Genomic DNA, 18938 nt, shown 5'->3' on the forward strand with positions numbered 1-18938 from the left:
CCGGCGGCCGGTGCGCCCGGCCACGACGCGCTGCCCGCAGCGGCGGGGGCGGGTGGGGAAGGCGGGTCGGGCGCGGAGCCGGCGTCCCGGGCGGTCGTCGCCACCTCGCCCGCGGCCGCCTTCGCCGCCTCCGTCGTCGCCCCGCGCGACGGCAGCACGGTGGGGGTCGGCATGCCGCTCTCGCTGCGCTTCAGCCGGCCGATCACCGACCGGGCCGCGGTCGAGCGGGCGGTCACCGTCAGCACCGAGCCGGCGGTGCCGGTGGCCGGGCACTGGTTCGGCGCCCAGCGCCTGGACCTGCGCCCGCAGCGGTACTGGCGGCCGGGCACCCGGGTGAGCGTGCTGCTGGCGTTCCAGGACGTGCCGGGCGGGCCGGGGGCCGGCGGCACGCCGAGCCGGCGGCTGACCTTCACCGTCGGCCGCTCGCAGATCTCCACGGTGGACCTGGACGCGCACACGCTGACCGTCCGCCAGGACGGCCGGGTGGTGCGCACCCTGCCGGTCTCGGCCGGCAACGCCGACCACCGCACGTACCAGGGGGTCATGGTGATCTCGGAGAAGTCCGCGGTGACCCGGATGAACTCGCAGACGGTCGGGATGGGCGACGAGTACGACATCAAGGACGTCCCGCACGCGATGCGGCTGACCGCCTCGGGCACCTTCCTGCACGGCAACTACTGGGCGGACCCGGGGATCTTCGGCAGCGCGAACACCAGCCACGGCTGCGTCGGCCTCGCGGACGCCAGGGGCGGCTCGCCCGACAGCCCGGCCGGCTGGCTCTTCGGCCACTCGCTGCTCGGCGACGTGGTGGAGGTCCGCTCCCGGGCCGGCGGCGATCCGGTGCCGCCGGAGAACGGCCTGAACGGCTGGAACCTGCCGTGGGACCAGTGGCTGGCGGGCAGCGCGCTGCCGGCGCGCTGAACGCCGGCCGGCGGATCGCCGCCGGCCGGGGGTGCCCACTTCACGACTCGACCACGCCCCTCCCGCCGAAGATTCACTCATTCGGCCCCGTTATCCTGACGCTCGCGCAGACCCGGTGCGAGGTCTGCGATCGTGGACGAGGGAGGGGACGAGCCCAGTGGAGCCGGTACAGGCGGCGAGAGCCGCGCGAGGGATCAGGACGACCCGGACAGGTGTCCGCCGGGCCGCCACCGCGCTGTTGCTGGGCGGTGTGCTGGTACTGGCCACCGCCTGCGGGCCGGACGACACCTCGGCGGCCGGCGACAAGGGCTCGGGCGGCGCGGCCGGTGCGGGCGGTTCGGGTGGCGGTGGCGCGAGCGCCTCGGCCCCGGCCTCGCCGAAGCTCTCGGCAGCCGTGGTCAGCGTGGAGCCCAAGGACGGTTCCCAGGACGTGCAGCCCAGCGGCGGCCTCAAGGTCTCGGTGGCCGGCGGGAAGCTGACCCAGGTCGCGGTGGCCGACAAGGACGGCAACGCCGTGCAGGGCGCGATATCCCCCGACGGCGCCTCCTGGACGCCGTCCGGCACGCTGGCGGTCGGCATGCTCTACAAGGTGAGCGCCCAGGCGGTCGACGGCGCCGGCCTGCAGTCCGCGCTGGACAGCAGCTTCACCACGCTGACCCCCGCCAAGACGGCCTCCGCCAACGACAACATCTCCACCGGCAGCACGTACGGCGTCGGCATGATCGTCTCGGTGAACTTCAACAAGGACGTCAAGAACAAGGACGCCGTCGTCCAGGGCATCACCTTCGAGGCCTCCGACCACACCGAGGTCAAGGGCCACTGGTTCAGTGCCCGCCGGCTGGACTTCCGCCCGGAGCAGTACTGGAAGCCGGGCACCAAGGTGGTCATCCACTACAAGCTCAAGAGCGTCGAGATCTCGCCCGGCGTCTACGGCAGCACCGACCGGGACGAGTCGTTCACCGTCGGCCGCTCGCAGATCTCCACCGCGGACGCCAAGAGCGACCAGATGACGGTCACCCGCGACGGCAAGGCCGTGCAGACCATCCCGATCACCACCGGCAACGACGACAACCCGTCCTGGAACGGCACCATGGTGATCTCCAGCAAGGAGAAGGTCACCCGGATGAACTCCGCGACGGTGGCCAACGTGGTCGGCAGCGAGTACGACGTCCCCGACGTGCCGCACGCCATGCGGCTGACCGACTCCGGCACCTACGTGCACGGCAACTACTGGAGCAACGCCTTCGGCAGCTCCAACGCCAGCCACGGCTGCGTGAGCATGCAGGACACCAACACCAAGGGCGGCGACGACTCGTCGGTGGCCGGCAAGTTCTTCAGCGGCTCGATGATCGGCGACGTGGTGATCATCAAGAACTCCCGCGGCAAGACGGTCAGCGGCAGCAACGGACTCAGCGGCTGGACCATGCCGTGGAGCACCTGGTAGCACGCAGCGGCCGCCGCGCGGCCGCACCCGCGGGGGCCCTGCGCCGGGACGTCACCACGTCCCGGCGCGGGGCCCCCAGCGTTCTCCCAGCGTCTTGGCAGCTGGTACGGGCCGGTCCGCAGGCTTGGTGGTGCAACGTGGAGGGGGGCCCACCACGTCTAACCCGACGAGGGCGGCCGAGCGGCGGGGGAAGCGCGCGCAGGCGGTCCGGAGCGGCTGCGATCCGCTCCGCACCGGTTCCACCGGTGTGTCCGCAAGGTGTAACAGATCGGCCGTCCGGCCGGACCGCCCGCAACCGGGCGCCCGGTCCGGGCGTGTAGGGAGTACGGGACTTGACCAAGGGGAGTACGGAAATGCGCTCGATACGCGTGGCAGCGGCACTGGCTCTGGGCGGCACCATGCTGCTGACCACCGCGTGCAGCAGTGGCAGCACGCCGAAGGCGACCGGTACGGCGCAGGCGGCCCCGGGCGGCAGCGGGGGATCGGCGGCGGCCTCGACCGCGCCCTCCGCCTCGCCGTCCGCGAAGACCTCGGCCGCGGTGGTGGACATCGAGCCGAAGGACGGCACCCAGGGGGCCGCGCCGAGCGCCTTCAAGGTGGCGGTCACCAGCGGCAAGCTGACCCAGGTCGCGGTGACCGACAAGAGCGGCGCGGCGGTCCAGGGGAGCATCGCGCCGGACGGGCTGAGCTGGCTGCCGGCCGCCGCCCTGTCGGTCGGTGCCTCGTACCAGGTCAACGCCCAGGCCACCGACGCCGCCGGGGTGGCGACCACGGCCACCAGCAGCTTCAGCACGCTGACCCCCGGCAAGACCACCAACGTCAGCGACAACATCACCGCCGACGGCACGTACGGCGTCGGCATGATCGTCTCGGTGACCTTCGGCCAGTCGGTCAAGAACCAGGCCGCGGTGGAGAAGGGGATCACCTTCGACGTCTCGGACGGCAGCACCGTCAAGGGCCACTGGATGGGCAACAACCGCCTCGACCTGCGTCCGGAGAACTTCTGGAAGCCCGGTACCAAGATCACCATCCACTACCGGCTGAAGAGCGTCGAGGTCTCGCCCGGCGTCTACGGCAACGTGGACAGCGACGAGAGCTTCACCATCGGCCGCTCGCAGGTCAGCCTGGTGGACGACGCCAAGCACACCATGACCGTGCAGACCGACGGCCAGGGCACCCAGACCATCCCGATCAGCTCAGGCTCCGCCGAACACCCGACCTACAACGGCACGATGGTCATCGAGGCCAAGGAGGGCACCGCCCGGATGACCTCCGCCTCGGTCCCGGGCCTCAAGCCCGGCGAGTACGACCTCCAGGTGCCGCACTCGATGCGGCTCACCGACTCGGGCACCTACGTGCACGGCAACAACTGGTCCTCGCACGGCACCTTCGGCTCGGAGAACGTCAGCCACGGCTGCGTCGGCCTGGAGGACAGCGACGGCGACGGCGGCCCGAACACCCCGGCCGGCAAGTTCTACGCCGCCTCGATGGTGGGAGATGTCGTGAAGGTCGTCAACTCCAAGGGTGCCCAGGTCACTCCCGACAACGGCCTGAGCGGCTGGAACATGGCGTGGAGCACGTGGTAGGGCAAAACCGCCCGCATCCGTCATATGCCAACTGAATAGTGATCGTTTCGTCATTGTCCGTACGCGGCTGCTTGCAAGCCGCAATGATGGGCGCATGGCGGGATGGGGCGAAGTCGATCAGTCATCACATCTCGGGGCGGGCCTGGCCGCCGAGCCCTCCTCGGAGGGCAGGCGGACCATGCTGGCGGCCCTGGAACGACTCTCCCCCCGGGAGCTGGAGCGGATGGTGCTGCCCCGCCTCAGCGACCCCGCCTCGCAGGAGGAGGCGCGGCTGCCCTCGCGGGCCGCGTCCGCGCCCGTCGCCCGCCGCGTGGTGCTCACGGTCCTGCAGAGCTGGGGCCTGCACCCGCTGCTGGAGGTGGGCGAGTTACTCACCGCCGAGCTGGTCGCCAACGCGGTGCGGCACACCGGCGGGCGCACCATCGGCCTGCGCCTGCTGCGCCGGCCCGGCTGGCTGCGCGTCGAGGTGCGCGACTCCTCCCGCTCGCTGCCCTGCCTCATCGTCGCCGACCCCGGCGCCGGCTGCGGCAACGGCCTGCTCCTCGTGGACACCCTCGCCGACCGCTGGGGCGCCGACCTGCTGCCCCGCGGCAAGGGCGTCTGGTTCGAACTCAGAGTCCGCGAACGCCTGACCTGACGCCCACCACCGTCAAGGGCCCCGCACCACCGCTCCGGCGGCGGTGCGGGGCCCTCGACGGTGGGCGGAGGTGTTCTCAACTCCCGAGGACGCGCTCGTGCGCAGGCGAGGGGCGGGTGACCGGTACGACGGTCAGGAGCGTGTCCAGGCCCTTGAAGTCGTCGGGGTTGGTGGTGAACAGGGGGAGGTCCTCGGCGACGGCGATGGCGGCGATCATCAGGTCGGCCACGCGCCTTCGCGGTTTCCGCCCCGCGCCGATCACGGCGGCGCAGATCCGGCCGTAGATGCGCGCGGCCTCCGCGTCGAAGGGGATCGGGTCGAACTCGTTCTCGGCGCGCTGGAGGACGTCGAGGCGACGGGCCCGTTCGGCGTACTCGTCGTAGTCGCTCTGCTCCTCGTTGCGCCGGACCTCGTGCGGTCCGGCCGACAGTTCGGCCAGGGTGATCGCGCTGATGGCCATCTCGGCCGGGAGCTCGTCCGGGTCCACCCAGCGGCGCAGGATCATGATGTTCGTGTCGAGCAGGCCCTGCTCGTGCTCAACGGGCATAGGGATCGTCCGACTCCTGGGCAGCCGTGGCGTCCTGGTCGGCCCGGAAGCCCTCCAGTGAGATGTCGGGCGCGCTGCGCGACATCGCGGCGAACTCCGCGCGCGGAACGAAGCGCCTGCGGCGCCTCAGCGGGGTCAGCTCGCCGATCCGGTGGCCGTCACGGGTGACCGTGAACGACTGGCCGGCCTCGACGGCATCCATGATCTCTCGCGACCTGCTGCGCAGATCCCGCTGGGTGATCTCCGGCTGCACGCTCATGCCATCAGGCTACCGAGGTGTGCCACCCCGTGCTACGGGGTGGCACACCTCGATGGGGTGATCAGCACTCGATGACGTTGACCGCCAGGCCGCCGCGGGAGGTCTCCTTGTACTTGACCTTCATGTCGGCGCCGGTCTCCTTCATCGTCTTGATCGCCTTGTCGAGCGAGACGTGGTGGCGGCCGTCGCCGCGCAGGGCCATCCGGGCGGCGGTGATGGCCTTGACGGAGGCCATGCCGTTGCGCTCGATGCAGGGGATCTGGACCAGGCCGCCGACCGGGTCGCAGGTCAGGCCGAGGTTGTGCTCGATGCCGATCTCGGCGGCGTTCTCCACCTGCTCGGGGCTGCCGCCGAGGACCTCGGCGAGGCCGCCGGCGGCCATCGAGCAGGCCGAGCCGACCTCGCCCTGGCAGCCGACCTCGGCGCCGGAGATGGAGGCGTTCTCCTTGAAGAGCATGCCGATCGCGCCGGCGGCGAGCAGGAAGCGGACGATGCCGTCCTCGTCGGCGCCGGGGATGAAGTTCTGGAAGTAGTGCAGCACCGCCGGGATGATGCCGGCCGCGCCGTTGGTCGGGGCGGTGACCACCCGCTGGCCGCTGGCGTTCTCCTCGTTGACGGCCATCGCGTAGAGGGTGACCCACTCCATCGCGTTGGCCGGGCCGATGCCCTCGGCGCGCAGGGCGCGGGCGCCGGAGGCGGCGCGGCGGCGGACCTTCAGGCCGCCGGGCAGGATGCCCTCGCGGGTCATGCCGGCGCTGACGCACTCCTTCATCACCGCCCAGATCTCCAGCAGTCCGGTGCGGATCTCGGCCTCGGTGCGCCAGGCCTTCTCGTTCTCCAGCATCAGCCCGGAGATCGACAGCCCGGTCTCGCGGGTCAGGCGCAGCAGCTCCTCGCCGGTGCGGAAGGGGTAGCGCAGCGCGGTGTCGTCGGGCACCACGCGGTCGGCGCCGATCGCGTCCTCGTCGACCACGAAGCCGCCGCCGACCGAGTAGTAGGTCTTCTCGAGCAGCAACGTTCCTGCGCCGTCATGGGCGGCCAGCGTCATGCCGTTGGCGTGGTAGGGCAGCGAGCGGCGGCGGTGCAGGACCAGCTGCAGGTCGGGGTCGAAGGCGATCGGGTGGGTGCCCAGCAGGCTCAGCCGCTTGACCTCCCTGATCCGCTCGACGTCGAGGTCGGCCTTGGCGACGTCCACGGTGCGCGGGGAGTTGCCCTCCAGGCCCAGCAGGACGGCCTTGGGGGTGCCGTGGCCGTGGCCGGTGGCGCCCAGCGAGCCGAAGAGCTCGGCCTTGACGGAGCCGACCTGCTCGAGCAGCCCCTCCGACCGCAGGCGGCGGGCGAACATCCGGGCGGCGCGCATCGGGCCCACCGTGTGCGAACTGGAGGGGCCGATGCCGATGGAGAAGAGGTCGAAGACGCTGAGGGCCACGGGGATGACGTCCTTGTCTGGTCTCGTGGACCAAGGGTAGGAGGCGAGGTCGCGCGAGGGCACGGTGCGGGGCACCGGCTCACGTTCCAGTGTGCGCGGTGCCCCGGGGGACGGCTGTGGTCGGCGGGGGTGACGCCGACCACAGCCGGGGTGCGGGCGCGGCTCCGGGCGGAGCCGCGGCCGCGGGGTGCTGCTAGAGCTCCGGGTAGAGCGGGTACTTCTCGGCGAGCGCGGTCACCCGGGCCTTGAGCGCGGTGGCCTTGTCCTCGTCGAAGCCCGGCTTGAGCGCCTCGGCGATGACGTCGGCGACCTCGCGGAAGTCCTCGGCGACGAAGCCGCGGGTGGCCAGCGCCGGGGTGCCGATCCGCAGGCCGGAGGTGACCATCGGCGGGCGCGGGTCGTTCGGGATGGCGTTGCGGTTGACCGTGATGCCGACCTCGTGCAGGCGGTCCTCGGCCTGCTGGCCGTCCAGCTCGCTGTTGCGCAGGTCGACCAGGACCAGGTGCACGTCGGTGCCGCCGGACAGCACCGAGACGCCGGCGGCGGTGGCGTCGTCCTGCAGCAGGCGGGTGGCGAGGATCTTGGCGCCCTCCAGGGTGCGCTCCTGGCGCTCCTTGAACTCCGGCGAGGCGGCGACCTTGAAGGAGACCGCCTTGGCGGCGATCACGTGCTCCAGCGGACCGCCCTGCTGGCCCGGGAAGACCGCGGAGTTGATCTTCTTGGCCCACTCGGCCTTGGAGAGGATGACGCCACCGCGCGGACCGCCCAGGGTCTTGTGGGTGGTGGTGGTGACCACGTCCGCGTACGGCACCGGGGAGGGGTGCAGGCCCGCGGCCACCAGGCCGGCGAAGTGCGCCATGTCGACCATCAGCAGCGCGCCGACCTCGTCGGCGATCCGGCGGAAGGCGGCGAAGTCGAGCTGGCGCGGGTAGGCGGACCAGCCGGCGATGATCAGCTTGGGCTGGTGCTCCTTGGCGAGGCGCTCGACCTCCTCCATGTCGACCACGCCGGTCTTCTCGTCCACGTGGTACGCGGCCACGTTGTAGAGCTTGCCGGAGAAGTTGATCTTCATGCCGTGGGTCAGGTGACCGCCGTGCGCCAGGCTCAGGCCCAGGATGGTGTCACCGGGCTGGATCAGCGCGAACATCGCGGCGGCGTTGGCCTGCGCGCCCGAGTGCGGCTGCACGTTGGCGGCCTCGGCGCCGAAGAGCGCCTTGATCCGGTCGATGGCGATCTGCTCGACCACGTCGACGTGCTCGCAGCCGCCGTAGTAGCGGCGACCGGGGTAGCCCTCGGCGTACTTGTTGGTCAGCACCGAGCCCTGGGCCTCCATGACCGCCACCGGGGCGAAGTTCTCGGAGGCGATCATTTCGAGGGTGCTCTGCTGGCGGTGCAGCTCGGCGTCGACCGCCGCGGCGATCTCCGGGTCGAGTGCGTGCAGGGACTGGTTGAGAACCGTCATGGTGGCGTCTTCCCATCAGGGCTGTCGCACGCGGCGTGCCGTCACGAGGGTTGCGCTGGGGTGCGCAGGGCATCGGGCCGGGCAGCGGGCGGCGGGCGGGCAGGTTGGTGCGGACCGGTACGGGCGGCCGCCGCGCTGCGGCCGCCCGTCGAAGGGGTCAGGAGTGGGTGAAGGCGCTGTACTCGTCGGCGCTCAGCAGGTCGTCGGGGACCTCGGTCACCTTGAGCTTGAAGAGCCAGCCACCCTCGAACGCGGCCGAGTTGACCAGGCCGGGCTCGTCCACGACGTCCTGGTTGACCGCGACGACCTCGCCGGAGGCCGGCGAGTACAGGTCGCTGACCGACTTGGTGGACTCGAGCTCACCACAGGTCTCACCGGCGGTGACGGTGTCCCCGACCTCCGGCAGCTGCACGTAGACGATGTCACCGAGGGCGGTGGCCGCGTGCTCGGTGATGCCGACGGTCGACACACCCTCCTCGGCGGCGGTCAGCCACTCGTGCTCCTTGCTGAACTGCAGGTGCTGCGGGTTGCTCATGGTGCTCATTCTCCAGGATGGGAAGCGGGGACGACGAAACGGTCCGCCGGGCGGACTGCGGAGGTAGGGACGAGCTTCAGCGGGCGCGCTTGTAAAACGGCAGAGCCACGACCTCGACCGGCTCGTGGGTGCCGCGCACGTCCACCGCGACCGAGCCGCCGGCCGCCGCGTGGGCGGCGTCCACGTACGCGATCGCGATCGGCTTGCCGAGGGTGGGGGAGGGGGCGCCGGAGGTGATGCGCCCGATCACGGTGCCGTCGGTGGAGACCACCGCGTACTCGGCGCGCGGCACCCGGCGACCCTGCGAGACCAGGCCCACCAGGACCCGCGGCGGGTTGGACTCGGCCTTGGCGGCCGCCTCCTCGAGCGCCTTGCGCCCGACGAACTCGCCACCGTTGGTGGTCTTGTCGAAGCGCACCACGCGGCCCAGGCCCGCGTCGAAGGGGGTCAGCGAGGTGTCCAGCTCGTGCCCGTACAGCGGCATGCCGGCCTCCAGGCGCAGCGTGTCGCGGCAGGACAGGCCGGCCGGCACCAGGCCGACCGGGGTGCCGGCCTCGGTCAGCGCGGTCCACAGGTGGTCGGCGTCGGCGGGGGCGCAGAAGATCTCGAAGCCGTCCTCGCCGGTGTAGCCGGTGCGGGCCAGCCAGACGTCCTTGCCGGCCACCGTGGTGGGCAGCAGGGCGTAGTACTTGAGCGCCGGCAGGTCGGCCTCGGTGAGCGAGGAGAGGATGCCGTTGGCCTCGGGGCCCTGGACGGCGAGCAGCGCGTAGGCGTCCCGGTCGTCGCGCACCACGGCGTCGAAGCCGGCCGCGCGCTCGGTCAGCGCGTCCAGCACCACCTGGGCGTTGGAGGCGTTGGCGACGACCATGTACTCCTGCTCGCCGGTGCGGTAGACGATCAGGTCGTCCAGGATGCCGCCGTCCTCACGGCAGATCATCGTGTAGCGGGCGCGCAGCACGCCGAGCGCGGAGATGAAGCCGACCAGCGCGTGGTCGAGCAGCTCGCCGGCCTGCGGGCCGGTGACGGTGATCTCGCCCATGTGCGAGAGGTCGAAGAGACCGGCCTTCGTGCGGACGGCGAGGTGCTCCTCGCGCTCGCTGCCGTAGCGCAGCGGCATGTCCCAGCCGGCGAAGTCGGTCATGGTCGCGCCGAGCGAGCGGTGTCGGGCGTCGAGCGCGGTAAGGCGGGGTGCTGCCGTGGCGTCGGACATCGGGCCGGTTACTCCTAGGACGGTGGGCACTCAGGGACAGCGCGCGGGCCAGGGCCTGCGTGCGGACATGCGGGGGCGCGTTCTCCCCATCTGTCGTCAAACCTGAGAGCTTCACCACGCGCCCGATCCGGGGATGTCCCGAGAACAGGATGGCGCGGCTTGCACCGTGGGTGGGCGCACGGCACGGCCGTGTTCCACTTTCCAGATGTGCCTCGCCCACACGGTAGGGGTGCCTGAGAGATTCCGGGGAGGACTTGCTCCTTCGGCGCCGGCTGTGCCAAGGGCACTCCGGGCTCTCCCGCGCGGGTTCGAGCGGCCAGTATGAAGTTGGACGGCCCGGCACAGCCGTTCGGCACGGCGGACACGCATACGACGCGGACATCATGGCATGCCCGCCCGCGGGGCGGGAGAGGGGGCGGTCCGCGCGGGCCCGGGCTCGGTACGCTTCGGGTGGGCGGCCCGCACCCGAGCGGGCCGTGAGCGCCCGTCGAGCGGCGCACGAGCGGGCAGGGGCGGATGGGAACTGCGGGGTACGGCGCCACGGCGCCCGGGTGGGCCGAGCCGGGCCGGGCGCCCGCCGGCGGCGGTTGGCCCGCGAACGAGCTGGAGCAGGTGCTGACCGCCGCGCTGGGCGAGCCCGCCGCCACCGCGCGGGTGATCGAGGTGCTGGCCCGCAGCCAGGTGTGGATCCCGCTGCCGGCCGGCGCCGATCCGCAGGGACAGGCGCTGGACCTGCCGACCATCGAGCTGGCGGGCGTGCCCTACGTGCCGGTCTTCTCCTCCGAGGAGCAGTTCCTGCAGCACGCCCCGGGGCTGTCCTGCGCGGTGGCGCCGGTCTGGGAGTTCGCCCGCGGCCTGCCGCTGGGCATCGGCATCGCGGTCAACCCGCAGGCGCCGGTGGGGATCCCGGTGCCGCCCGAGGGGGTCGGCGAGCTGCGCCGCGGTCCGCAGGCGGACCGCTGGGGGGCGGTGGACGGCGTGCTGCAGGGGGCCGCGGTGCCGCAGGGCGCCCGGGTCGCGCTGCGCGAGCCGGAGCCGGCCGAGGAGCCGGTGGCGTTCCTGGCGGCGGTCCGCGCGGAGCTGGCCGCGCTGCCCGGCGTGCTGACGGCCCGCCGCGCGCTGGCGTCGGTCGAGGGCGAACCCACCGTGCTGTTCGTGGGCGTCCAGCTGGATCCGGCGGCGCCGGCCGATCCGGTGGAGGCCAACGCGGCGCTCGGCCGGGCGCTGGGCGCGGTCCTCCTGCCGGGCGGCGTGCACATCGTGCTGCTGGACCTGGCGGCCGACCCGGTGGTGGACTGGATGCTGCACCGGGTCCGACCGTTCTACGAGCGCTACCGGTGAGCTGAGGAGGACCCCGCGGCCCGCGGGCGGCACGTCGGCATGACGGCTGTCGGCCGGGCCCCGTAGGGTGCTGCCGAGTTCGGATGCGGCCCCACGGTGGGCCGGGGGCGAGGCGACGACCGGGACGACCCGGGCGGCTGGGACGACTGGAGAGGGCGCGGCGTGACGACGGGAGCGGCAGGCGCGGGACCGGGGCCGTGGGGCCAGGCCCCCGGCGCGGACCCGGGTGTCCTCGAGCGTGCCCTGCGCGAGGTCGCCCCGGAACGCTGGGACGCCTACGAGCAGGCCTTGGCCGCGCTGGCCGAGGGGCGGGTCTGGATGCTGCTGTGGCACGGCACGCCGGGCAGCCCGGACGCGCAGTACGGGAACATGGACATCGGCGGCCTGGGCTACGCGCCGGCCGCCACCTCACCCGAACAGCTCGCGGCCAGCGGCTGGGCGCGGGCGCACGAGGTCATCTCCGGGCGTGAGATCGCCGCCGCGCTCTACCGCACCCGCTGGGGCCTGTGGCTCAACCCGCACGCGCCCGGTGGCGGGGTCGGCGTGCCCTGGGCCGACCTGCGCCGGGTCGCGGCGGGCCTGGACCGGCTGCCGGCCGGTCCGCTGCGGCTGAGCGAGCCGCAGGTGCGCGCCGACCAGTTCTACGCGCTGCTGGAGCAGCAGGCGCCCTCGGTCCGGCCGGTGCGCGCGCTGCGCCGGGCCTGGGTGCAGCCGGTGGTCGGCGAGGCGTACCTGGCGATCGGCCTGGAGCTGTACGACACCTCGCCGCCGGCCGTGGAGGCGGTGCGCGCGCTGATGCAGCGGGCCATCGCCCAGGCGCCGCCGGGGCTGGCGGTCTCGACCGTGGCGATGAGCGACGAGTACGACCCGGTGGCGCTGTGGATGCACGCGCACGCCCGGCCGTTCTTCCACCGCGAGGCCACCCCCGCGCCGTACCCCGCGCAGCCCTACCCGGCCGCGCCCTACCCGCAGCCGTCCTACGGCTACCCGGCGACCGGTCACGGACAGCAACCACCCGGCACCGGCCACGCCTGGCCGCAACAGCCGTGGCCGGGCCGTCCGGGGCACTGAGCCCGGCCCTCCCCGCCTGCTGACATTTCGTCACTTCACCCCCCGTCGCCGGGACCTGGCGTCTCGAGCCACCGGCGGGGGGCGATCGGCATGCCCCGCGGCGGTTTAGCGATCTTGGTTGCCGGTAGATCACAGTTGGGCATCCTTCGATGGGCAGGTCTGGCGCAAGGCTGATGGCAGCGTGAAGAGTGCTGCGCACCGCACCAGCCGAGCAACCTGGACGGTATGGAGGGCAGTGCCTGACCTGGACCTGCGACTTTGTACCTGTGACAGGACGCCATGGGGCCGACCACGGTCGGCGAGGGGATCCCAACTGCCCATGACCACAAGCATCCAGAGCACCGAAAATGCTCCCCGCGAGCCCGGTGCCGACGCGGCCGCCGCGCCCGCCCGCACGATCGAGGGGCGTTCGCTGGGCCGGATCGCCTGGACGCGCTTCAAGCGCGACAAGGCGGCGATGGCCGGCGGGGTCGTGGTGATCCTGCTGGTGCTGCTCGCGGTGTTCGCCAAGCCGATCGAGGCACTGACCGGTCTCGACCCCAACGCCCAGAACCCGGACCTGCTGGACGCCAACCTCGGCGGTCTGCCACTGGGTTCGGCCGGCGGCATGAGCGGCAGCCACCTGCTGGGCCTGGACCCGTTGCTGGGCCGCGACGTGCTGGCCCGCATCATCGAGGGCTCCTGGGTCTCGCTGCTGGTCGCCTTCGGGGCGACCGTCCTGTCCAACACCATCGGCACCGTGCTCGGCGTCGTCGCCGGCTACTACGGCGGCTGGGTGGACACCGCGATCAGCCGGGTGATGGACACCTTCCTGGCCTTCCCGCTGCTGCTCTTCGCGATCTCCATCTCGGCCTCGCTGCAGGGCGGCGCGTTCGGCCTGCACGGCCTGCCGCTGCACATCGCGGTGCTCATCTTCGTGATCGGGTTCTTCAACTGGCCCTACATGGGCCGGATCGTGCGCGGGCAGACGCTCTCGCTGCGCGAGCGGGAGTTCGTCTTCGCGGCCCGCAGCCTGGGTGCCCGTGGCCCCTTCATCCTGTTCAAGGAGCTGCTGCCGAACCTGACCGGGCCGATCCTGGTCTACTCGACGCTGCTGATCCCGACCAACATCCTCTTCGAGGCCGCGCTGAGCTTCCTCGGCGTGGGCATCGAACCGCCCCAGGCCTCCTGGGGTGGCATGCTCAACGACGCGATCAAGTACTACCAGGTGGACCCCGCGTACATGGTGGTCCCCGGCCTGGCGATCTTCCTCACCGTGCTGGCCTTCAACCTGCTCGGCGACGGCCTGCGCGACGCCCTGGACCCGCGCAGCAACTGACCCTCACCCGAGGAACACGCAGGGCTTCCCATCCACAGGTTCACCACTTCCCCCAAAGGGGTTGATCCAGCGATGCATCGTTCCCGTACTCTCGCCCTGGCCGCGACGGCTGCCACCGTCGCGCTGGTGGTGAGCGGCTGCTCCAGCAGCAAGGGCGCCACCTCCGGCAGCTCCGGCAGCACGGTGGCCGGCCAGAACGCCGCGACCACCGGTGTCGTGAACGCCTCGGACCACAAGGGCGGCACGGTCACCTACGAGATGAAGGGCACCCCGGACTCCCTCGATCCGGGTAACACCTACTACGCCTACATCTACAACTTCTCGCGGCTGTACGCCCGTTCGCTCACGACCTTCGCCCCCGGCGCGGGCAAGGACGGCAACAAGCTGGCTCCCGACCTGGCGACCGGCCTCGGCCAGGTCAGCTCGGACGGTCTGACCTGGACCTACAAGCTGCGCGCCGGCCTGAAGTTCGACGACGGCACCCCGATCAGCTCCAAGGACGTCAAGTACGCGGTCGAGCGCAGCAACTTCGCGCCCGACGTGAACTCCAACGGGCCGGTCTACTTCCACGACCTGCTGGTGGACAACGCCACGCCGTACCAGGGCCCGTACAAGGACAAGAGCGACGGCGGGCTGGCGTCCATCGCGACCCCGGACGACACCACCATCGTCTTCCACCTCAAGCACCCGTTCGCGGACTTCGACTACCTGGTCAGCGCCCCGCAGACGGCCCCGGTGCCGGCGGCCAAGGACGACGGCGCGGGCTACGTCAAGCACATCGTCTCCAGCGGCTCCTACAAGTTCCAGTCCTACGACGACGGCAAGGGCGCCGAGCTGGTGCCCAACACCAACTGGGACGCGAGCACCGACCCGATCCGCAAGCAGCTCGCGGACAAGATCGTGCTGAAGATGAACATCGACCAGGCCACCATCGACCAGGACCTGATCGCCGGCAACGCCCAGGTCGACCTGGTCGGCGGCGGCGTCGACCCGCAGACCCAGGCGAAGATCCTGCTGGACTCCAAGCTCAAGGGTCAGACCGACAACGCCTACGGCGGCCGGCTGGTCTACATGGCGCTGAACACCCAGGTCGCGCCGCTGAACAACGCCGACTGCCGCAAGGCCGTCCAGTACGCGATCGACAAGACCGCCGTGCAGACCGCCGAGGGCGGCCCGCTGCGCGGGGCGATCGCCACCTCCGTGCTGCCGCCCGACATCCCGGGCCACCAGGACATCAACCCCTACGCCACCGCCGGTGACAAGGGCGACGTGGCCAAGGCCAAGGCGGCGCTGACCGCCTGTGGGCAGCCGAACGGCTTCAAGACCACCATCATCGCCCGCAGCGAGCGCGCCACCGAGATCGCCGCCGCCACCGCCATCCAGAACTCGCTGGCCAAGGTGGGCATCACGCTGGACATCCAGCAGTTCCCGCAGGGCAAGTACTTCTCCGACTACGCGGGCGTGCCGGACTACATCAACAAGAACAACGTCGGCATGATGATGATGCAGTGGGGCGCCGACTGGCCGACCGGCTACGGCTTCCTGCAGCAGATCGTCGACAGCCGGGCCATCAAGGCCTCCGGCAACAGCAACCTGGCCCAGCTGAGCGACCCGGCGATCGACAAGCTGATCGACGACGCGGCGATCAACCCCGACACCGCGGCCCGTGAGAAGGACTACGCGCAGATCGACGCGCAGACCATGGCGGACGCGGCGTACGTGCCGCTCACCGACTTCAAGGTCTTCCTCTACCGCTCGTCCAGCGCCACCAACCTGGTCTCCACCTCGGCGTTCAGCGGTGAGTACGACTACCTCAACATCGGCACCAACAAGTAAGAGCCTGGCTCCACATCCCTGAAGGCAGGTGAAGGCAAGCGGAGCCGGCCCCGGGTCGGGCGCCCCACCAGGGCGCCCGACCCGGGGCGGGGCACCGGAGCCGTCCAACTGTGTTGGCCTACATCATTCGCAGGACCCTCGCCGCACTGGTGCTGCTCCTGGTCGTCAGTGCCGTCACCTTCGGCATCTTCTTCCTGCTGCCCAAGCTGGCGGGGGAGACCACCGACCAGCTCGCGGCCCAGTACATCGGCAAGAACCCGACCCCCGAGGCGCTGGCCGCGGTCAAGCGCAACCTCGGCTTCGACCAGCCCGTCTACGTGCAGTTCGGGCGGTTCGTCAAGCAGCTGTTCGTCGGGGCGCAGTACAAGTTCGGCCCCAACCCGGTCACCTGCCACGTGCCGTGCTTCGGGTACTCGTTCAAGAACCACGTCGAGGTCTGGCCGGAGATCCGGACCCGGCTGCCGGTGACGTTCTCGCTGGCGCTGGGCGCGGCGGTGCTCTGGGTGCTCGCCGGTGTCGCCACCGGCGTGGTCTCGGCGCTGCGGCCCAAGTCGGTCTTCGACCGTGTCTCGATGGGCGTGGCGCTGGCCGGCGTCTCGGTGCCGATCTTCTTCACCGGCGCCCTGCTGCTCTTCCTCTTCAGCTACCAGTGGCCCGTCTTCGACAACCTGCACTACGTCGACTTCATCAGCAACCCGCTGATGTGGGCGCGCAACCTGGTGCTGCCGTGGATCTCGCTGGCCTTCCTCTACTCCGCGCTCTACGCCCGGCTCACCCGGGCCGGGATGCTGGAGACGATGAGCGAGGACTACATCCGCACCGCCCGCGCCAAGGGCCTGCACGAGCGCCAGGTGGTGGTCCGGCACGGACTGCGCGCCGCGCTCACCCCGATCCTGACCATCTTCGGCATGGACCTGGGACTGCTGCTGGGCGGCGCGGTGATCACCGAGCAGGTCTTCTCGTTGCAGGGCATCGGCTTCTTCGCGGTCTCCGCGATCTCCGACAACGACCTGCCCAAGATCCTCGGCGTGACCCTGGTGGCCGCCTTCTTCATCGTCCTGTGCAACCTCCTGGTTGACCTCCTGTACGCCGCCGTCGACCCCCGCGTGAGGCTGTCGTGACCGTCGAGCTCGAACCGCAGCCCGATGCGGGCTTCCTGTCCGTGCGTGATCTGCGCATCCACTTCGACACCGACGACGGGCTGGTCAAGTCCGTCGACGGGGTCAGCTTCGACCTGGAGCGCGGGCGCACCCTGGGCATCGTCGGCGAGTCCGGTTCGGGCAAGTCGGTCACCTCCCTGGGCATCATGGGCCTGCACCGCTCCAAGCGGGCCAAGATCAGCGGCCGGATCTGGCTGGAGGGCGAGGAGCTGGTCACCGCCGAGCCCGAGCGGGTGCGCCGGCTGCGCGGCCGCTCGATGGCGATGATCTTCCAGGACCCGCTCACCGCGATGCACCCGTACTACACGGTCGGCCAGCAGATCGTGGAGGCCTACCGGGTGCACAACCCGCAGGCGTCCAAGAGGGCGGCCCGCACCCGGGCGATCGAGATGCTCGACCGGGTCGGCATCCCGCAGCCGGACAAGCGGGTGGACGACTACCCGCACCAGTTCTCCGGCGGCATGCGCCAGCGCGCGATGATCGCGATGGCCCTGGTCAACGACCCCTCGCTGCTGATCGCCGACGAGCCGACCACCGCGCTGGACGTCACCGTCCAGGCGCAGATCCTGGACCTGATCCGGGACCTGCAGAAGGAGTTCGGCTCGGCCGTCATCATCATCACCCACGACCTGGGCGTGGTGGCCGAGTTGGCCGACGACATCCTGGTGATGTACGCCGGGCGGTGCGTGGAGCGCGGGCCGGCCGCCACCCTCTTCGACGCGCCCGAACACCCCTACACCTGGGGCCTGCTGGGCTCCATGCCCCGGCTGGACCGGGCCCTGCAGGAGCGCCTGATCCCGGTCCGCGGCACCCCGCCGAGCCTGATCAACGTGCCGAGCGGCTGCGCCTTCCACCCGCGCTGCCCGTTCGCCGAGCGCACCGGCGGGCGCTCGGGGACCGAACGCCCGGTGCTGACCGAGACCACGGCCGGGCACCACGCCGCCTGCCACCTGCCGGCCGCCGAGCGGCACCGGATCTTCACCGACGAGATCGCGCCACTGCTGTGAACGGCACCACGCGTCCGGTGAACCATTCTCTGCTCGTGAACCACCTGGAGACCAAGGCATCATGACGGATACTCAGGCGGCGTCGGTACCGGCCCCCACGCCCTCCCCGGAGGGCGGGCCGCTGCTGCGGGTCACCGACCTGCAGCGGCACTTCCCCATCAACCGCGGGCTGTTGCGCCGCCAGGTCGGCGCGGTGCGCGCGGTGGACGGGATCTCCTTCGAGGTGCGCGCCGGCGAAACCCTGGGCGTGGTGGGGGAGTCGGGCTGCGGCAAGTCCACGATGGGCCGGCTCATCACGCGGCTGGACGAACCCACCGGTGGGAAGATCGAGTTCGAGGGTCACGACATCACCCACCTGAGCACCGGCGCGATGCGGCCGCTGCGCAAGGACCTGCAGATCATCTTCCAGGACCCGTACTCCTCGCTGAACCCCCGGCACACGGTGGGCACCATCGTCGGCGCGCCGTTCCGGCTGCAGAAGGTGGCCACCGAGGGCGGCGTGAAGAAGGCGGTGCAGGAGCTGCTGGAGCTGTGCGGGCTCAGCCCCGAGCACTACAACCGCTACCCGCACGAGTTCTCCGGCGGCCAGCGCCAGCGGATCGGCATCGCGCGGGCGCTGGCGCTGCGCCCCAAGATGATCGTGGCCGACGAGCCGGTCTCCGCCCTGGACGTCTCGATCCAGGCGCAGGTGGTCAACCTGCTGGACGACCTGCAGCGCGAGCTCGGCCTCACCTACCTGATCATCGCGCACGACCTCTCGGTGGTGCGGCACGTCTCGGACCGGGTGGCGGTGATGTACCTGGGCAAGATCGTCGAGATCGCCGACCGGGACACCCTCTACGCCGGGCCGGCCCACCCCTACACCGTCGCGCTGCTCTCCGCCGTCCCGGTGCCCGACCCGCGCCGCAAGGAGCGCCGCGAGCGGATCCTGCTGACCGGGGACGTCCCCTCGCCGATCAACCCGCCCAGCGGCTGCCGCTTCCGGACCCGCTGCTGGAAGGCGCAGGACGTCTGCGCCAGCCAGGAGCCGCCGCTGGTGGCGCTCGCCACCGGGCACGAGGTGGCCTGCCACTTCCCGGAGACCGCGCCGCCGGCGCCCGGCGAGCCGAAGGACCTGGCCCGGGCGTAGCCGCCGCCGGGCGGACCCTCCTGGTCGGGAGGGTCCGCCGGCCGCG

Annotated in this window: 17 protein-coding genes and 2 riboswitches; of the genes, 11 read left to right on the forward strand and 6 right to left on the reverse strand. The window is 71.5% G+C overall.

Translation table 11 applies throughout. The features are described 5' to 3' along the window. From ABD323_RS14865 to ABD323_RS14880, 4 genes are all read left to right on the forward strand, one after another. Positions 1-921: L,D-transpeptidase (locus tag ABD323_RS14865; RefSeq protein ID WP_344442014.1), on the forward strand; the 921-nt coding region annotated here is incomplete at its 5' end. 157 nt (positions 922-1078) lie between these two features. Then, a complete protein-coding gene (locus ABD323_RS14870; protein WP_344442015.1) occupies positions 1079-2365 on the forward strand; it encodes a L,D-transpeptidase in 1287 nt (428 codons plus the stop codon). 368 nt (positions 2366-2733) lie between these two features. Further along, on the forward strand, positions 2734-3951 hold the full coding sequence (locus ABD323_RS14875; RefSeq protein WP_344442017.1) for a L,D-transpeptidase: 1218 nt from the start codon (positions 2734-2736) through the stop codon (positions 3949-3951). A 94-nt stretch (positions 3952-4045) separates the two neighbouring features. Then, positions 4046-4588: an ATP-binding protein gene (locus tag ABD323_RS14880; protein ID WP_344442018.1), complete on the forward strand. Its 543-nt coding sequence runs from the start codon at positions 4046-4048 to the stop codon at positions 4586-4588. A gap of 76 nt (positions 4589-4664) precedes the next feature. Here ABD323_RS14880 and ABD323_RS14885 read toward each other — a convergent pair whose 3' ends face one another. The 6 genes from ABD323_RS14885 to gcvT form a co-directional block, all read right to left on the reverse strand. Continuing rightward, positions 4665-5135, reverse strand: coding sequence for a type II toxin-antitoxin system VapC family toxin (locus ABD323_RS14885; RefSeq protein ID WP_344442020.1), 471 nt, complete (start codon positions 5133-5135; stop codon positions 4665-4667). Then, positions 5125-5394 (reverse strand): type II toxin-antitoxin system Phd/YefM family antitoxin, encoded by a 270-nt coding sequence (locus tag ABD323_RS14890; RefSeq protein WP_344442021.1) that lies wholly within the window; start codon positions 5392-5394, stop codon positions 5125-5127. Before ABD323_RS14890 ends, ABD323_RS14885 begins: the two co-directional genes overlap by 11 nt. A gap of 61 nt (positions 5395-5455) precedes the next feature. Beyond that, complete coding sequence (locus ABD323_RS14895) at positions 5456-6823, reverse strand: L-serine ammonia-lyase (protein ID WP_344442022.1); 1368 nt, start codon at positions 6821-6823, stop codon at positions 5456-5458. 193 nt (positions 6824-7016) lie between these two features. Next, positions 7017-8285 (reverse strand): serine hydroxymethyltransferase, encoded by a 1269-nt coding sequence (locus tag ABD323_RS14900; protein WP_344442023.1) that lies wholly within the window; start codon positions 8283-8285, stop codon positions 7017-7019. 157 nt (positions 8286-8442) lie between these two features. Then, entirely contained in the window at positions 8443-8820 is a 378-nt protein-coding gene (gcvH, locus tag ABD323_RS14905; RefSeq protein WP_344442024.1) for a glycine cleavage system protein GcvH, read from the reverse strand. A 76-nt stretch (positions 8821-8896) separates the two neighbouring features. Continuing rightward, a complete protein-coding gene (gene gcvT / locus ABD323_RS14910; RefSeq protein ID WP_344442025.1) occupies positions 8897-10030 on the reverse strand; it encodes a glycine cleavage system aminomethyltransferase GcvT in 1134 nt (377 codons plus the stop codon). A gap of 80 nt (positions 10031-10110) precedes the next feature. Further along, positions 10111-10241, reverse strand: a riboswitch (glycine riboswitch). Beyond that, positions 10242-10341, reverse strand: a riboswitch (glycine riboswitch). A 205-nt stretch (positions 10342-10546) separates the two neighbouring features. On the opposite strand from gcvT, the gene ABD323_RS14915 reads away from it, so the two are divergent. From ABD323_RS14915 to ABD323_RS14945, 7 genes are all read left to right on the forward strand, one after another. After that, positions 10547-11371, forward strand: a complete 825-nt coding sequence (locus ABD323_RS14915; RefSeq protein ID WP_344442026.1) for an enhanced serine sensitivity protein SseB — start codon at positions 10547-10549, stop codon at positions 11369-11371. A 162-nt stretch (positions 11372-11533) separates the two neighbouring features. Next, positions 11534-12442 (forward strand): enhanced serine sensitivity protein SseB C-terminal domain-containing protein, encoded by a 909-nt coding sequence (locus ABD323_RS14920; RefSeq protein ID WP_425555993.1) that lies wholly within the window; start codon positions 11534-11536, stop codon positions 12440-12442. Positions 12443-12761: 319 nt separating this feature from the next. Next, complete coding sequence (locus ABD323_RS14925; RefSeq protein ID WP_344442027.1) at positions 12762-13760, forward strand: ABC transporter permease; 999 nt, start codon at positions 12762-12764, stop codon at positions 13758-13760. Between the two features lie 72 nt (positions 13761-13832). Next, the gene (locus ABD323_RS14930; protein WP_344442029.1) at positions 13833-15596 is read left to right on the forward strand and encodes an ABC transporter substrate-binding protein; all 1764 of its coding nucleotides are present in this window, start codon (positions 13833-13835) and stop codon (positions 15594-15596) included. A gap of 110 nt (positions 15597-15706) precedes the next feature. Next, positions 15707-16717: an ABC transporter permease gene (locus ABD323_RS14935; RefSeq protein WP_344442030.1), complete on the forward strand. Its 1011-nt coding sequence runs from the start codon at positions 15707-15709 to the stop codon at positions 16715-16717. Continuing rightward, positions 16714-17763, forward strand: coding sequence for an ABC transporter ATP-binding protein (locus ABD323_RS14940; RefSeq protein ID WP_344442031.1), 1050 nt, complete (start codon positions 16714-16716; stop codon positions 17761-17763). The genes ABD323_RS14935 and ABD323_RS14940 overlap by 4 nt, the downstream gene beginning before the upstream one ends. A gap of 61 nt (positions 17764-17824) precedes the next feature. Beyond that, positions 17825-18892 carry an ABC transporter ATP-binding protein gene (locus ABD323_RS14945; protein ID WP_344442033.1) on the forward strand — a complete coding sequence of 356 codons (1068 nt, stop codon included), beginning with the start codon at positions 17825-17827 and terminating at the stop codon, positions 18890-18892. Positions 18893-18938 lie beyond the last annotated feature (46 nt).

Origin of the sequence: Kitasatospora nipponensis (assembly GCF_039528135.1) — a bacterium.
GTDB classification, from domain to species: Bacteria; Actinomycetota; Actinomycetes; order Streptomycetales; family Streptomycetaceae; genus Kitasatospora; species Kitasatospora nipponensis.

Bases quoted from the DNA above. Each gene is read 5' to 3' on its own strand.
- ABD323_RS14880 (WP_344442018.1), top strand. From the start codon at position 4,046: ATGGCGGGATGGGGCGAAGTCGATCAGTCATCACATCTCGGGGCGGGC.
- ABD323_RS14885 (WP_344442020.1), bottom strand. From the start codon at position 5,135: ATGCCCGTTGAGCACGAGCAGGGCCTGCTCGACACGAACATCATGATC.
- ABD323_RS14890 (WP_344442021.1), bottom strand. From the start codon at position 5,394: ATGAGCGTGCAGCCGGAGATCACCCAGCGGGATCTGCGCAGCAGGTCG.
- ABD323_RS14900 (WP_344442023.1), bottom strand. From the start codon at position 8,285: ATGACGGTTCTCAACCAGTCCCTGCACGCACTCGACCCGGAGATCGCC.
- gcvH (WP_344442024.1), bottom strand. From the start codon at position 8,820: ATGAGCAACCCGCAGCACCTGCAGTTCAGCAAGGAGCACGAGTGGCTG.
- gcvT (WP_344442025.1), bottom strand. From the start codon at position 10,030: ATGTCCGACGCCACGGCAGCACCCCGCCTTACCGCGCTCGACGCCCGA.
- ABD323_RS14915 (WP_344442026.1), top strand. From the start codon at position 10,547: ATGGGAACTGCGGGGTACGGCGCCACGGCGCCCGGGTGGGCCGAGCCG.
- ABD323_RS14925 (WP_344442027.1), top strand. From the start codon at position 12,762: ATGACCACAAGCATCCAGAGCACCGAAAATGCTCCCCGCGAGCCCGGT.
- ABD323_RS14930 (WP_344442029.1), top strand. From the start codon at position 13,833: ATGCATCGTTCCCGTACTCTCGCCCTGGCCGCGACGGCTGCCACCGTC.
- ABD323_RS14945 (WP_344442033.1), top strand. From the start codon at position 17,825: ATGACGGATACTCAGGCGGCGTCGGTACCGGCCCCCACGCCCTCCCCG.